Origin of the sequence: Stenotrophomonas maltophilia, assembly GCF_001676385.1 — a bacterium.
Lineage (GTDB): Bacteria > Pseudomonadota > Gammaproteobacteria > Xanthomonadales > Xanthomonadaceae > Stenotrophomonas > Stenotrophomonas maltophilia_J.
Genome location: NZ_LYVJ01000014.1, coordinates 30929 through 45288 on the forward strand (window position 1 = coordinate 30929; position 14360 = coordinate 45288).

Sequence of the window (14360 nt, forward strand, 5' to 3'; positions counted from 1 at the left end):
CTGTTGCCTGAAAGCGCGGTGAGCCGAGCATGGGCTCGGCTCTACAGTGGTTCACGCAATCCGGTAGCGCTTCAACACTTTGCCCAGGCCGCGGCCATCGCGCACGGTTTCCGCGTGCAGGCCGGCGGCGCGCGCGCCGCGCACATTGGCGAACAGGTCATCGACGAACAGCGTGCGCGCCGGGCTCACGCCGAGCACCTCAAGCGTGCGCAGGAACACGGCCGGTGCGGGCTTGCGCAGGCCGAAATCCGCGCTGCAGAACACGCGGCCCTGCAGGGCAGGGAACAGCTCCGGCAGCACGATGGGCAGCATCTCCACCATCAGCGCACCGTTGTTGGTCAGTACCGCCATTGGCAGCTGCAGGGCCTGCAGCCGCTGCAGCACGGCCGCCTGAGGATGGCTGGCAGCCCGCCGTGCCGCGATCCATGTAGCGACGTCGACGGTCCTGCCCAGATGTGCTCCCAGCCTTGCCAGGTAAGACGGGCCATCCAGCGCGCCGCTGTCGTGCGCGGCTTCCAGCCCACTGTCGTACAGCGCGGCCCGCACGGCCTGCGTTGGCACGTCCAGTGCCCGTGCCAGGTGCAGGACGCGCTGCGCGCGCTGGTACTGAACCAGCACGCCATCCACATCCAGCAGCAACAGGTCGATCGGCATCGTTCGAGCATGCCATCGACGGGCGTGCTCGCAAACCCTGCAACGGCCGTGCGACAGACGGTCGCAGCCGTGGTTTCCCGGGCCTGCCTAGAATGGCGCCTGATCTCCAGGAGACGCGACGATGAAGGCTTGGAAGGTGGCAGTGGGATTGGGTGCGCTGATGCTGGCGCCGTCGGCGTTGGCGCGGGTGTGTGCGGTGAGCATCGACAGCACCGATCAGATGAGCTTCAGCAGCCGCGAGATCAAGATCGCGGCTGATTGCAGTGCCGTGGACCTGACCCTGCGCCACACCGGCAAGCTCGCCGCCACCGCGATGGGCCACAACTGGGTACTGACGCGCACTGCCGATTACCCGCCGGTGGCGATGGCAGGCATGCGTATGACCCTGGCGGACAGCTACCTGCCGAAGGCCGACAAGCGCGTGCTGGCGCATACCCGGGTGATCGGCGGCGGCGAGACCACGCGCGTGCGTTTCTCTACCCAGGGCCTGCAGAAAGGTGGCGATTACACCTTCTTCTGTTCGTTCCCCGGCCACTTCGCGATGATGAAGGGCAAATTCGTCTTCGGTTAAAAAAAAGGGGACGGAGGGGATTAAGTCGTTTGTGCACAAACGACTTAATCCCCTCCGTCCCCTTTTTGCGATCAGCCCTTGGCGGCCTTGAACGCCACGCGGGCAGCGGCGAGTGTCGCTTCGATCACGGCATCGTCGTGCGCGCTGGACAGGAAGCCGGCCTCGTAGGCCGATGGCGCCAGGAACACGCCCTGTTCCAGCATTGCGTGGAAGAAGCGGTTGAATGCCGGGATGTCACAGGCAGTGGCCTGCGCATAGGTCTCGACCTTCTCACTGGTGAAGAACAGACCGAACATCGCGCCCACGCGGGTGGTGGTCACCGCTACGCCGGCTTCGGCGGCGGCCGTTTCAAGGCCAGCACACAGACGCCCAGTCCGCTCAGCCAGATCGGCGTGGAAGCCCGGTTGCTGGATCAGCTCCAGCATTGCCAGGCCCGCAGCCATCGCCACCGGGTTGCCGCTCAGCGTGCCGGCCTGGTAGATCGGGCCGGCCGGGGCGATCTGCTGCATCAGCTCGCGGCGACCGCCATAGGCACCTACCGGCATGCCACCGCCGATGATCTTGCCAAAGGTGGTCAGGTCCGGAGTGATGCCGTAGTGCGCCTGCGCACCGCCGAGGGCGACGCGGAAGCCAGTCATCACTTCGTCGAAGATCAGCAGCGCGCCATGCTGCGTGCACAGTGCGCGCAGGTGCTGCAGGTAACCTTCGCGCGGCGGAATGCAGTTGGCATTGCCGACCACCGGCTCGATGATCAGGCCGGCGATGTCATCGCCCTGCTGTTCGAACAGCGCGGTGGCCGCTTCGAAGTCGTTGTAGGGCAGGGTCAGGGTCAGTTCGCTCAGCCCGGCCGGGACGCCCGGGGAGGTCGGCACGCCCAGGGTCAGCATGCCGCTGCCGGCCTTGACCAGGAACGAGTCGCCGTGGCCGTGGTAGCAGCCTTCGAACTTGACGATGCGGCTGCGGCCGGTGGCGCCGCGCGCCAGGCGGATCGCCGACAGCGTGGCCTCGGTGCCGGAGTTGACCATGCGCACCATCTCGCACGATGGCACCAGGCGGGTGATGGTCTCGGCCATGGTGACTTCGGCCGCGCACGGCGCACCGAAGGACAGGCCATTGTCGATCGCCTTCTTCACCGCCTGGCGTACGGCCGGATGGTTGTGGCCGACGATCATCGGTCCCCAGGAGCCGACGTAGTCGATGTAGCGGTTGCCGTCGACGTCGTAGAGGTAGGCGCCATCGGCGCGCTCGACGAAGAACGGCTCGCCGCCGACCGACTTGAACGCGCGCACCGGCGAATTGACGCCGCCCGGCAGCAGCTGCTGGGCGCGGGAGAACAGGGCATGGGACTGGTCGTGGTTCATGGGGCTTTCCTGGGCATTACGCGAACTGGGCGAGGAAGGCGCGCTGGGCCGCGACCGGGTCCGGCGCAGCGAACACGCTGCTGACCACGGCGACCAGATCGGCGCCGGCGTCGATGATGGGGCCGACATTGTTCGGCGTCAGCCCGCCGATCGCCACCCGCGGCACGCCCAGTGCGGCGGTCTGACGCAGCAGGTCGGTATGGGCGCGGCTGCTGGTGATCTTGGTGGTGGTCGGGAAGAACGCGCCGAAGGCCACGTAGCTGGCGCCGGCCGCTACGGCCTTCTCGGCATTGGCCAGCTGGTCATAGCAGGAGGCGCCGATGATCGCGCCAGGGCCGAGCAGCGCGCGCGCGCTGGGGATGTCGCCGTCGGTGCCGCCCAGATGCACCCCCGCTGCGCCAACGGCCTTGGCCAGCGCCGGGTCGTCGTTGACGATCAGCGGCACGCGGTGTTCCGCGCACAGCGCCTGCAGCGCCGCCGCCTGCTCCCGTCGCAGCGCGTCACTGGCAGTCTTGTTGCGGTACTGCAGCCAGGTGGCGCCGGCAGCCAGCAGCGGCGCGGTGCGGCCCAGCAGGCGCGCCGTATCGGGCTCGTCCGGGGTGATCAGGTAGACGCCGCGGGGCGCCGGGGAAGCAGAAGTCATCGATGGCTACCGGTGCGTGGACCGCGATGGGACAATGGCGGCCCGTGATTCCAGCCCTGATTATCCGATGAGCGATGCCACCCCCACCACCTTGCGCACCTGGATGTGCGTGGTTTGCGGCTTTCTTTACAGCGAAGCGGAAGGCTTGCCGGAGGAGGGCATCGCGCCGGGGACACGTTGGGAGGACATCCCCGAGACGTGGACCTGCCCGGATTGCGGGGTGACCAAGGCCGACTTCGAGATGGTCGAGGCCGATTGACGTGGGTGGGTGCGGACCGTTGGTCCGCACACCGACAATCTCAATGCAGCCGCGGCACCGGTCCACCGATGTCGATGAGCTTCTCGCGCAGCCATTGTGCATCGCTGGCATCGGGATTGCGCTTCAGGTACTGCCCCAGGTCGTGGCGGGCACCGGCCAGGTATTCCAGCTGCAGGTAGGCCAGACCGCGGTCGCGCAGCGCGTCGTCCTGTTCCGGGGCCAGCTTGAGCAGGCGATCGGCACTGCGCGCGGCGCGGTCCCATTCGCTCGCCTCGGCGTATACGCCGTGCAGGTTGCGCAGCATGCGCATCAGGATCGCACGGGCCGGTGCCGGGTCGAGGATCTGGGCCAGCACCTGATCGTCAGGCATCTGCCCGCCCAGGTGTGACTTTGCCCGCTCGCGCAGCTCGTCCACATCGAGGGGTCGGCCACCATTGAACGGGTCCATCACCAGTACGCCGTCATCCACTGGCAGGCGCACCAGGAAGTGGCCAGGGAACGAGACGCCGTCGAGCGGAATGCCCAGCCGGCGCGAGACTTCCATCTGCACCAGGGCGAGCGAGATCGGATTGCCCAGGCGGCGCTCGAAGACCTGGTTGAGATAGCTGTTGCGCGGGTCGTAATACTTGTCGTGGTCGCCGCTATAGCCCAGCTCGTCGAACAGGTGGCGGTTGATCGCCGCCATCTTCAGGGGGCTGGGCTCGAGGCTGTCCACTTCCGGCCGGAGATGGTCGACATGGCTCTGGATCAGCGCATCGTAGGTCGAAGGCTGCAGATCGGGGTATTCATCGCGCGCGATCAGCAGCGCGGTCGGCAGCAACGGCAACGCCTCGTCTTCGAGGTCGGCCAGTGCATCCCAGTCGGGGAGTGTGATCCGGTCCTGCATGATTACAGACTGGCGTCATTTGCAGGCGGTTTCAAGCGGTGGCGCGTGAAAAACCCAGGGGTCAGATCCCTTTCGCGTGCGAAAGGATCCGACCCCCGATCGGGTTGCCGGTCAGCCACGGGGATGACCACGGGCGCCGGGCGCAGCCCGGCTGACCTTGTTATTCGATGCCCGGGCCGAATTTCAGCTCGGTGCCGTCCTTGAGCTGCAGCTTCTCGGCCTGGCCGGCGTTGAGCTCCAGCACATACCGGGCAGGGCCACCGCTGGGATAGGGCGGGCACATGTCGCCCGCCGAGCAGGGGGGGACGTCGCGCTGCTGGCTGACCAGCCTGCGCTGGCTGTCGAAGTACAGGATGTCCAGCGCGATCCTGGTGTTCTTCATCCAGTAGGCCTGCATATCCTCGCGGTCATGGATGAACAGCATGCCGTGGTCGGCCGGCATCTGGTCGCGGAACATCAGCCCGCGCGCGCGCGCTTCATCGCTGGTGGCCAGTTCCACGTGGTAGCGGGCACCGTCCAGCTCGACCCAGTGGCGGGCCGCATCGGTGGCACAGCCGGCCAGGGCCAGCAGCGGAAGTATCAGCAGTGAACGCAACAGCGACATCGTCAGGATCCTTTGAAAGAGTCAGAGCACGACCGGCGGCTCTGCGCCGACGATCACCACATCGGCGCGGCGGCGCGCGAACAGGCCCACGCAGACCACGCCCGGCAGCTGGTTGAGCTCGCGTTCCAGCTTCTCTGGATCGGTGATCTGCAGGTTGTGGATGTCCAGGATCTGGTTGCCGTTGTCGGTGACGACACCCTCGCGCCAGGTCGGCTGGCCGCCGGTCATGTCGCGGATCTGGCGGGCAACCAGGCTGCGCGCCATCGGGATCACCTCCACCGGCAGTGGGAACCTGCCCAGCACCGGCACCTGCTTGCTCGGGTCGATGATGCAGATGAAGCGCTCGCTGGCTTCGGCGATGATTTTCTCGCGGGTCAGTGCAGCGCCACCGCCCTTGATCAGGCACTTGTTCGGGTCGCACTCGTCGGCGCCGTCCACGTACAGCGACAGGTTGCCGCTGTGATTCAGCTCGATCACCTCGATGCCATGCTGTTTCAGGCGCGCGGTGCTCTGCTCGGAGCTGGACACGGCGCCCTTGATGCGGTGCTGGATGCGGGCCAGGGCATCGATGAAATAGGCCACGGTGGATCCGGTGCCGACACCGACGATCATGCCGTCTTCAACGTACTCGATGGCTTTCTCGGCGGCCAGGCGCTTGGCTTCGGACATGGGAGAACTCTCAGGCAGGGAATCAGGATTTCTTTTCCAGCGACAGCAGCAGCTTCCACTGCGCGGCGGTCACCGGGAACACCGACAGGCGGTTGCCCTTGGCAACCAGCGGGAAGCCTTCACCCAGTTCCTCGGCGTGCAGCTTGATCTCGTCCAGCGCGATCACCTGCCTGAGCTTGCGCTCGAATGCCACGTCCACCAGCATCCAGCGCGGATTCTCGCGCGTGCTCCTGGGGTCGTAATAGTCCGACTTCGGATCGAACTGGGTGTCGTCCGGGTAGGCCGTGCTGGCCACGGTGGCCAGGCCGACGATGCCCGGCACCTTGGTGTTGGAATGATAGAACAGGATGCCGTCGCCGACCTGCATGCCGTCGCGCATGAAATTGCGCGCCTGGTAGTTGCGCACCCCGTTCCAGGGTTCGACCTTGACCCTGGCCAGGTCATCAATGGAGAAGGCGTCCGGTTCGGACTTCATCAGCCAGTAGCGCTTGCGGGCGGTCATGCGTTCACAGGGGCAGCGGAGGGAAACAGGGGGCCGGCTTCGGTGCAGATCGCGTCCACCGGCACGTCCCACGACGCCACCGGCAAGGACTCGACCTGCTGCACCGCGAAGGCGGCACCGACCAGCCAGGGCGGCGCCGGCCGATCATGGCGGAAGGCGAAGCTGCGATCATACCAGCCGCCCCCCATGCCCAGCCGCCGGCACTGCGCATCGAAGCCCACCAGCGGGGCCACCACCAGCGCCATCTGTGCCGCGTCCAGCGTCTCTTCCAGCGCCACATCCGGCTCGGGAATGCCGTAGCGGTTGTGGGTCAGCGGCTGGCCGGGCCGCCATGGCGCGAAGCGCAGCACTTCGCCGGCCAGCACCGGCAGGCAGTAGGTGAGTCCTGGGGGCAATTGCAGTTGCCAGCGATGCAGGGCGATTTCGCCATCCAGCGCCCAGTAGCCGGCCACGGCACCTTCGCGCGGGGCGAATGGCAGGGCCAGCAGGGCATCGGCGAGGGATTCGGCGGCGGCGATACGCGCACCGGCGGAAAGCTCGCGGCGGCGTTGCCGCAGGTCGTGGCGCAGGGCCTGGCGCGGGTCGGTCATGGCAGCGTGCGGCAAGGATCAGCCACCATTGTGCCGGAAAGAACAAGGGCGACGCCCGAAGACGCCGCCCTTGCCGGAATATTGCATTCTCCGCAATGTCGATGCATGCGAAACGACCTTGAACCCGGGGGCTCAAGTGGGAACGCTGGAGAACCATCGGGCTTCCCGCTACAAGGCGGACCTGCACTCCCGGCGCTGTCGCGCTCCCGGTGTCGTTCTTAAGGGACAAGGCGAATGTTTGCACATGCCGTCGAGTACCGCAGAGAACGCGACGCCATTATAGCCAGCGCACAGGATCTGGATAGGCCGTTCGTCGGCAACAGTCCGTGCCAATTCAGATATGCGAAAAAGGGGACGGAGGGGATTAAGCCGTTTCCAGCACGGAAGGGGCGAATGCGCCTTAATTCCCTCCGTCCCCTTTTTTACGGGGTGCCGTCGATTGCGCGGTCCAGGCGCCGGTTCAGGTCGGCCAGCGTCTGCTGCAGGGCCACCGCCTGGCGGGCGTTCTCGTCGCGCAGCAGCTGCAGTTCGTGCGCCAGGTTCAGCGCGGCCAGCACGGCCACGCGGTCGACCGCGGCCATGCGGTTGCTGCCGCGGATCTCGCGCATGCGGGCGTCGAGCAGGCGTGCGGCGGCCATCAGGCTGTCGCGCTCATCGCCGCCGACGCCCACGGTGTATTCACGATCGAGGATGCGGACACTGACCGGTTCGGCGCTCATGTGTGCTGCTCCAGGGATTTGAGCCGGCTGATCATCGCTTCCACCCGCGAGCGCGCCTGTTCGTTCTTGGCCAGCAGCGTGGAACGCTCGGCCACCAGCTGTTCCTGCTGGTGGCGCAGGCTGCGATTCTCCTCGGCCAGGCGCTGGTTGCGTTCAAGCAACGCTTCCACGCGGGCGGCGAAGTCCTGCAGCTGGGCAAGGGGGTCGGCGGGTTCCATGCAGGCACGATAGGCAAGCCGGGTAAGGGCGGTCAAGCGTTGTCGCAGCAAGGCCTGACGGCCGCAGAGAGGATGTCGTCGGGTTGCTACACTACGGGGTCTCACGGGCGCGCGCGTACGCACCCCGGGTTTCCTTTCCGAACGAGCCGCACGATGACCGAACTACCCTCCGTCGACGACGTTACCCGCGCCAGCCAGGCGCTGGGCCTGGGCGCTACCGCTGCCGAGCTGCACGGTGCGCTGTGTGGCTGGCTGGCCGCCGGCGGTGCCCCCGGCAACGACTGGCCGGCGCGCGTGCTGGCCGACGACAACCTGCCGCCGGTGCCCGCCGACAGCGTGCTGGGGCAGCTGCTGCAGGCCACCATCAAGCAGCTGGAAGACCGCGACTTCGCCTTCGAGCTGTTGCTGACCGACAGCGACGACGTCTCCGCGCAGGCCGATGCCATGTTCAGCTGGACCCGTTCCTTCCTGGGCGGCTTCGGCCTGGGCAGCGGCGGCCGCCGCCCGGCCCTGTCCGAAGAGGGCGAAGAAGCGCTGACCGACATGGCCAGCCTGGCGCGCGCCTCCAGCGAGGATTTCGAGGCCGGTGGCGATGATGACGACGAAGCCCTGTCGGAGATCGAGGAATTCATCCGCGTGGCGGTGCTGCTGCTGCACGGTGACGTGGTGCTGGCCTCGCGCCATCGGCAGCGCCTGAACTGATGGACATCAAGCAGCGCACCGGCATCGCGGCCGGCGAATACAAGCGTCGCCGCCGCCAGCTGATGGACATGGCCGGCGAAGAAGCGATCCTGGTATTGCCGGCGGCAGCGGAGAAAGTGCGCAGCCTCGACACCCACTATCCGTACCGGCAGGACTCCGACTTCCAGTACCTCAGTGGCTTTCCGGAACCGGAAGCGGTGCTGGTGCTGATCCCCGGCCGCCGCCACGGTGAGGCCATCCTGTTCTGCCGCGAGCGCGACGCCGAGCGTGAGGCCTGGGACGGCAGCCGTGCCGGCCAGGAAGGCGCGGTGGCGCAGTACGGCATGGACGATGCGTATCCGATCGATGATCTGGATGACATCCTGCCGGGCCTGCTGGAAGGGCGCTCGCGCGTCTACTATCACTTCGGGCGTGATGCAGAGTTCGACCTGAAGTTGATCGGTTGGGTCAATCGTGTGCGCTCGCAGGTGCGCCACGGTGCGCAGCCGCCGCATGAGTTCCTGGAACTGGGCCATCTGCTGCATGAGCAGCGCCTGTTCAAGTCCGGTGCGGAAGTGGCGCTGATGCAACACGCCGCACAGATCAGCGTGCGTGCCCACCTGGCGGCGATGCGTGCGGCGAAGGCGGGTATCCACGAGTACGAACTGCAGGCCGAGCTGGAACGGGTGTTCCGTGCCAACGATGCGGTGCCGGCGTACTGCAGCATTGTCGGTGCCGGCCGCAACGGCTGCATCCTGCATTACCGCGACAACAACGCGCGTTCGCGTGACGGTGAGCTGGTGCTGATCGATGCCGGCGCTGAGTACCGTGGCTACGCCAGCGACATCACCCGTACCTTCCCGGTGAACGGGCGCTTCAGTACCGAGCAGCGCGCGCTGCACGACCTGGTCGGCCAGGCGCAGGCCGCAGCCCTGGCCGAGGCGAGGCCGGGCGTGCCATACGAGGCCGGCCACCTGGCTGCGGTGCAGACCCTCACCGAGGGCCTGCTGCGGCTGGGCCTGCTGAAGGGCACGCTGGAAAAGAACCTGTCCGAAGGCCTGTACCAGCGCTTCTACCGGCACAAGACCGGCCACTGGATCGGGTTGGACGTGCACGATGTGGGCGATTACCGCCTCGCCGGTGATTCGCGCCTGCTGGAGCCGGGCATGGCGTTCACCATCGAACCGGGGCTGTACATCGGCGTGGATGACACGACCGTGGAGCCGCGCTGGCGTGGCATCGGCATCCGTACCGAAGATGACGTGGTGATCACTGATGATGGCCATCGCGTGCTGACCGAGGGGCTGGCGCGCAGCGCCGATGAGATCGAAGCGGTGATGGCGGGGTAGGGGGTGTTCTGCAGGGCTTGCAGCCCTGCACCCGCTGCAAGCCGAAGCAACGGCAACGGCCAAAGCAAGAGCGGCACTGCGTGGGATGGCGGGGCGGTGTGGGTGGTCAGGACACGCCGTAAACCCATCCTTGGGGGCTCGATGGCGCCATCCATGGCGCCAACGGTCCTGCCCACCCACATCGCCCCACCCCTGACAGATTCCTGTGGCTGTTGGTGGGTGCCGACCGTTGGTCGGCACATCTGTCAGATATCGAATGAATCATCCACGCATGGCGTGGATCTACTGGCAACTGCGATTGTTGGGGCGGGCGGCTATTGGTAGGTGTCGACCTTGGTCGACACAGAGCGAGCGCAGCGAACGACCCGCTTTTGCTTTTCTTTCTTCTTTCCGTGGTTGGACGCGCGCAGGAAACTGTCAGAGGTGGGGCGGGTGGGCCATGCAGGGGCGTTGGCGCCATGGATGGCGCCATCGAGCTTACAGGGACGTACCTGCAGCGTCCCCTGCATGGCCCACCCGCCCCACCAAGCGCGGCTTTTGCTCTGAGCGTCCAACCACGAGGGGCTCAGCCGTTCGCCGCCGCAAACTCCGGCCGCGTCAGGTTGTCCGCCTCGCCCTCGGTGCACAGCACTTCGTCTTCGATGCGGATGCCGCCATACGGACGGAAGAAGTCCACGCGGTCCCAGTTGATCGCGTCGCCATGACCGGCGCTCTTCACTTCATCCAACAGCATGTCGATGAAGTACAGGCCCGGTTCGATGGTCACCACCATGCCCGGTTGCAGCACGCGGGTCAGGCGCAGGTATGGGTGCCCGGCCGGGCGCTCGATGCGGCCGCCTTCGTCGCTGGCGGCAAAACCGGCCACGTCGTGCACCTGCAGGCCGATCAGGTGGCCGATGCCGTGAGGGAAGAACGCGGCGCTGACGCCGGTTTCCAGCGCGGTCTGCGGCGAGACCTTGATGACGCCGAAGTCCTTCAGTACGCCCATCAGCGAAAGATGTGCGTCCACGTGCAGCTGCTTGTAGTCGAAGCCGGGGCGTACCGCGGCGCACATCTGCTGCTGGGCAGCGTCAACGGCGGCGATCATCGCCGCGAACTCGTCGTGGCCCTGCGCGGCGTAGGTGCGGGTGATGTCGCTGGCGTAGCCGTACGCGCTGGCGCCGGCATCGATCAGGAAACTGCGCAGCGGCTGCGGTGCCTTGCGGCCCAGCTCGGTGTAATGCAGCACGGCGGCATGTTCATTCAGCGCCACGATGTTGCCGTAGGGCAGTTCGTTGGCATCCTGGCCGACCGCCTGGCAGTACGCCATGTGGATGCTGAACTCGTCGGCGCCATTGCGGAAGGCAGCCTCGGCGGCGCGGTGGCCGCGCACGCCCAGCACCTGCGCCTGGCGCATCAGCGCGATTTCATACGGCGTCTTGCTGCCTCGGTGCCATTCAAGGTAGTTCACCACCGGCGCGGGATTGTTCGGCACGTAGTTGCCCAGCGCGCTCTGCGGCTCGCCGAGGATCGCGCAGCGCGCCGGATCGGCCGGCAGCAGGGCCAGTGCCTCGTCCGGTTTGCGGATGATGTGGATGTCGAAGTGATCCACCCACCAGCCGCTGGGCGCATCCGGCACCACGTGCCAGTAATCGAAGGGCTGGTGGAAGATCACCGCCGGGCGCTTGCCCGGAGTGAACACGATCCAGCTGTTGGGCACGCGGGTCAGCGGCAGCCAGGCCTTGAACTGGGGGTTCACTGCGTACGGATAGTCGCGGTCGTCGAACACCTGGTAGTGAAGGGTGCCGCTGGGCACTACCAGGTGATCGAAGCCACCGCGCGCCAGCGCCTGTTCGGCACGTCGGCACAGCACGGCCAGGTGGTCGGGATACAGGGCGCCGGGGTCTTGCTGGATCATTGCGGTGGCTCGACACGGAAAACGGCCCTAGATTCTGCCGCATACCGGGAAAAACCGCTGTGCCGGAACCGGCACTCAGGCCGTCGAAACCGGCCCGTCGTCGCTGTCTTCGCCGACCCACTGGCGCAGCAGCTGCCGATGCTCGCGCGACAGGGTGAGGAACCGGAAGCCGGTCCAGCTCTGGCCCGGCGCATGCGCCGGTTCGCTCCACAGCAGGTGCACGCCCACGTCGATGTCCTGGTGGCGGCCGTCGCCCATCGGCAGCGGAAAGCGGAGCTGGTACAGCGCATCCTCGCGCAGCGGCGTGCTGGCCAGCATCAGCATGCCGGTCTCGGATACATTGCCTAGCCGGCCCACCACGCATTCGCGCATCTGGTCGGTAACCGGCACCAGGTCCGAGACCTGGCGGCGCGGGGCACGGCGTGTCTCTTTGGGAGGGGCGGGCTTCATGCATGGGTCTCCCGGGTGGGACCGGAGGCCAGTGCGCGCAGCGTACCGAGGCTGGCTTCCCAGGCGCGGTCGACCAACCGGCCCTGATCTTCAGTGACAAGCTGCGCGTGGCCGGCGCTGATCCGCCGGGCCAGCGTGTCCAGGTCGGTATCGGCAACTTTCTGCCCGCGTGGGTTGACCAGCAGCGCATGGCCGGTCAGCAGGCTGTACCAGGACAGCCGCTGCCGGCGCAGCGTGCCGTCGCCCTGGTCGATGTCCAACCAGCTGCCGAACGGCAGCGTGCACAGTTGCTGGTAGGCCGCTTCTTCGGCGCTGCTGCGCGGCGTGGCGGGAGCGGCAGCGGCGACCGTGCCGGCATGCTCGCCCAGCCGCGCCCGCGCCTTCAGCCGTGCGCTGAGTTCGGTGCGCGACGTGCTTTCGTCCTCACCGCCGGGCGTGGCCAGGCGGCGGGCAACGGCGGCAGCTTCCTCGGCATGGTAGCCGACCTGCACGAGAGCGGATTCCACGTCGCTGGCCAGTGCGGCATCGGTGCCGCCGGGGGCACCGGCGGCCTGCGCCGTCACCGCAGCGATGCGCTCGGTCTGTTGCAGGCGTTCCTGCCACTGCGGCGAATCGTCGCCATGGCGCAGGCGGGTCAAGGTCAGTGCATCTGCCCAGGCCTGGCGCAGCAGGGTCTGCACGAAGCGTGGTGGTTGCCGCGCATCGCAGCACTGGTCGATCCGTGCGTTGGCCTGGCGGCGTGCCAGTTCCAGGCGTTCCTTGCCGCGGGCGGCTTCGACGTGGCGGCGCTCGGCCAGTTCGGCGCGATGGGCTGCCGCGCGCTGGTGCTGCTGCACCTCCTCGCTGGCGCTGGCGAAAGCCTCGGGCGAACGCACGTCCTGGCCGAGCAGGCCCTGCACGCTCTGCGCCATGCGCTGCAGCAGCTGCGGATCCACATCATCGTCGGCCAGCCAGTGGGCGCCGACTTCGGCAATCTGGTTGAGCAGTTCGCGCGCGGGATGCTGGTCACGAACGAAGAAGCCGGGGTCGGCCATCGCCGCACGTGCCAGCGGCACCTGCAGGCGGGCCAGCAGCGCGGCCGGTACCGGATCGGGGCGCTGCTGCTGCTGTACCTGTTGCATCAGCAGGCGCAGCAGGTCGAGGTTGTCGCGGTCGTGGCTGCCCAGCTCGGCCTGCGCGCCATGCTCGCTGCGCAGCTGGGCGACCACTGCGGTCTGCAGATCGGCGACGCCGGTGGCTGCGCTGGACTGGGCCTGCAGGCGTGCGAGGACGGCATCGACCGCCGCGCTGGGTACGGCGGTGGTTTCGGCAGGGGCCGTCGTGGCATGGCGGGCCTGCTGCAGCAGCGCGTGCAGTGCGCCGCCGGTGGATGTGGTCATGCCGGGGACCGCAGAGCCCGCGCTGCCCGCGTCGTTGACGGCGTCCTGCACCAGGTTCGACCAGGAGCCGGCGGGAGCGGAACCATTCCAACCGGTCAACGGTGCGCGGGCACGTTGGACGGGCTGGGTCGTGCGGCCTCCCCCGACCGACTGGGTGATGATCCGCCGGGTGCTCGACGAGCGCGCGAGATACGGTGTGTAGACCAGCCCCGGCAGCACACCGTGCTGGGCCAGCAGCGCGTTGGCGCGGTCCAGTACATCACCCAGGCGCTCCAGCACCTGCCGCTCGAAGCTGCGGAACAGTGCCAGCTGCACCTCCACGCCGAGCGCGTCGTGCTCGGCGATCCGGCGTAGCATCGCGCACAGCGCCTGGGGCGCCAGCGGCAGCGCGTCCGCCTCGAAGGCTGGCGCTGCGGCGAGGACGCCCAGGCGCTGGCCCAGCAGGTTCAGCGAATTGGTCGAACGCAGCGTCTCCCGCCGCACCATCTCGGCCAGCAGCAGGTTGCGATCCACTTCATGCTCGTCGACCAGCGACAGGCCGAGCATGCCCGGCAGCGGCGGCGGCGTGGAACCGGCGGCGATCGCGGGCGGCGGTTCGCGCAGCCGTGCCAGGGCGTCGGCCAGGGCATCGAGCATGCGATCGGCGAAGTGGCCGGCAAAGGCATGCAGTTGCCCGCGCTGCGCCATCAGCTCCGCCTGCTGCTGCGGATTGCGGGCACGATCGGCGTCGAGCATCAGGGTCTGTTCCAGCGCCTCCACGGTCAGGATCAGCGGGGCGGCCAGTGTCTGCCGGCACAGGCCGATCAGGGCGCCCAGCAGGTCGCGCACCCGCGGTGGCAGGTCGGCGGCAGCCAGGCGGTCCTTGTCGGCAGGAAGAATGGAGAAGACAGCTGACATCGGCAGGCGGTATCCGGAATCCCGCGGATCG

Annotated in this window: 17 protein-coding genes and 1 other RNA gene; 4 read left to right on the forward strand and 14 right to left on the reverse strand. The window is 67.6% G+C overall.

Features of this window, described 5'->3' with window-relative positions; all coding sequences use genetic code 11:
* Positions 1–51: 51 nt before the first annotated feature.
* On the reverse strand, positions 52–654 hold the full coding sequence (locus A9K58_RS16760) for an HAD-IA family hydrolase (protein WP_065200419.1): 603 nt from the start codon (positions 652–654) through the stop codon (positions 52–54).
* A gap of 121 nt (positions 655–775) precedes the next feature.
* Between A9K58_RS16760 and azu the strand changes: the two genes are divergently transcribed.
* Positions 776–1225, forward strand: a complete 450-nt coding sequence (gene azu, locus A9K58_RS16765) for an azurin (RefSeq protein ID WP_065200420.1) — start codon at positions 776–778, stop codon at positions 1223–1225.
* 71 nt (positions 1226–1296) lie between these two features.
* On the opposite strand, the gene hemL is transcribed toward azu, so the two are convergent.
* Positions 1297–2586 carry a glutamate-1-semialdehyde 2,1-aminomutase gene (gene hemL, locus A9K58_RS16770; protein WP_065200421.1) on the reverse strand — a complete coding sequence of 430 codons (1290 nt, stop codon included), beginning with the start codon at positions 2584–2586 and terminating at the stop codon, positions 1297–1299.
* A 16-nt stretch (positions 2587–2602) separates the two neighbouring features.
* Positions 2603–3229: a thiamine phosphate synthase gene (thiE, locus tag A9K58_RS16775; protein ID WP_065200422.1), complete on the reverse strand. Its 627-nt coding sequence runs from the start codon at positions 3227–3229 to the stop codon at positions 2603–2605.
* Between the two features lie 34 nt (positions 3230–3263).
* On the opposite strand from thiE, the gene A9K58_RS16780 reads away from it, so the two are divergent.
* Positions 3264–3488: a rubredoxin gene (locus tag A9K58_RS16780; protein ID WP_081284117.1), complete on the forward strand. Its 225-nt coding sequence runs from the start codon at positions 3264–3266 to the stop codon at positions 3486–3488.
* Positions 3489–3528: 40 nt separating this feature from the next.
* Here the strand turns inward: A9K58_RS16780 and A9K58_RS16785 are convergent, their stop codons facing one another.
* The 8 genes from A9K58_RS16785 to A9K58_RS16820 all read right to left on the reverse strand — a co-directional run bounded on the left by A9K58_RS16785 (position 3529) and on the right by A9K58_RS16820 (position 7676).
* The gene (locus A9K58_RS16785; RefSeq protein ID WP_065200424.1) at positions 3529–4374 is read right to left on the reverse strand and encodes a SirB1 family protein; all 846 of its coding nucleotides are present in this window, start codon (positions 4372–4374) and stop codon (positions 3529–3531) included.
* A gap of 160 nt (positions 4375–4534) precedes the next feature.
* Positions 4535–4978 carry a DUF192 domain-containing protein gene (locus A9K58_RS16790; protein ID WP_065200425.1) on the reverse strand — a complete coding sequence of 148 codons (444 nt, stop codon included), beginning with the start codon at positions 4976–4978 and terminating at the stop codon, positions 4535–4537.
* A gap of 21 nt (positions 4979–4999) precedes the next feature.
* Positions 5000–5647, reverse strand: a complete 648-nt coding sequence (gene rpiA, locus A9K58_RS16795) for a ribose-5-phosphate isomerase RpiA (protein WP_065200426.1) — start codon at positions 5645–5647, stop codon at positions 5000–5002.
* Positions 5648–5669: 22 nt separating this feature from the next.
* On the reverse strand, positions 5670–6149 hold the full coding sequence (locus tag A9K58_RS16800) for an EVE domain-containing protein (RefSeq protein WP_065200427.1): 480 nt from the start codon (positions 6147–6149) through the stop codon (positions 5670–5672).
* Complete coding sequence (locus A9K58_RS16805; RefSeq protein ID WP_065200428.1) at positions 6146–6739, reverse strand: 5-formyltetrahydrofolate cyclo-ligase; 594 nt, start codon at positions 6737–6739, stop codon at positions 6146–6148. The genes A9K58_RS16800 and A9K58_RS16805 overlap by 4 nt, the downstream gene beginning before the upstream one ends.
* 83 nt (positions 6740–6822) lie before the next feature.
* Positions 6823–7008: non-coding RNA, 6S RNA (gene ssrS / locus A9K58_RS16810), on the reverse strand.
* 153 nt (positions 7009–7161) lie between these two features.
* Positions 7162–7458 carry a cell division protein ZapA gene (locus A9K58_RS16815; RefSeq protein ID WP_005410899.1) on the reverse strand — a complete coding sequence of 99 codons (297 nt, stop codon included), beginning with the start codon at positions 7456–7458 and terminating at the stop codon, positions 7162–7164.
* Positions 7455–7676, reverse strand: coding sequence for a TIGR02449 family protein (locus A9K58_RS16820; RefSeq protein WP_005410898.1), 222 nt, complete (start codon positions 7674–7676; stop codon positions 7455–7457). Before A9K58_RS16820 ends, A9K58_RS16815 begins: the two co-directional genes overlap by 4 nt.
* 153 nt (positions 7677–7829) lie before the next feature.
* Between A9K58_RS16820 and A9K58_RS16825 the strand changes: the two genes are divergently transcribed.
* Positions 7830–8378: a UPF0149 family protein gene (locus tag A9K58_RS16825; RefSeq protein WP_065200429.1), complete on the forward strand. Its 549-nt coding sequence runs from the start codon at positions 7830–7832 to the stop codon at positions 8376–8378.
* 5 nt (positions 8379–8383) lie between these two features.
* Positions 8384–9706 carry an aminopeptidase P N-terminal domain-containing protein gene (locus tag A9K58_RS16830; RefSeq protein WP_155760532.1) on the forward strand — a complete coding sequence of 441 codons (1323 nt, stop codon included), beginning with the start codon at positions 8384–8386 and terminating at the stop codon, positions 9704–9706.
* A 565-nt stretch (positions 9707–10271) separates the two neighbouring features.
* Here the strand turns inward: A9K58_RS16830 and pepQ are convergent.
* The 3 genes from pepQ to A9K58_RS16845 all read right to left on the reverse strand — a co-directional run bounded on the left by pepQ (position 10272) and on the right by A9K58_RS16845 (position 14329).
* On the reverse strand, positions 10272–11603 hold the full coding sequence (gene pepQ / locus A9K58_RS16835; protein ID WP_065200431.1) for a Xaa-Pro dipeptidase: 1332 nt from the start codon (positions 11601–11603) through the stop codon (positions 10272–10274).
* Between the two features lie 75 nt (positions 11604–11678).
* Positions 11679–12053, reverse strand: a complete 375-nt coding sequence (locus A9K58_RS16840) for a PilZ domain-containing protein (protein WP_065200432.1) — start codon at positions 12051–12053, stop codon at positions 11679–11681.
* Complete coding sequence (locus A9K58_RS16845; RefSeq protein ID WP_065200433.1) at positions 12050–14329, reverse strand: DUF1631 family protein; 2280 nt, start codon at positions 14327–14329, stop codon at positions 12050–12052. The genes A9K58_RS16840 and A9K58_RS16845 overlap by 4 nt, the downstream gene beginning before the upstream one ends.
* Positions 14330–14360 lie beyond the last annotated feature (31 nt).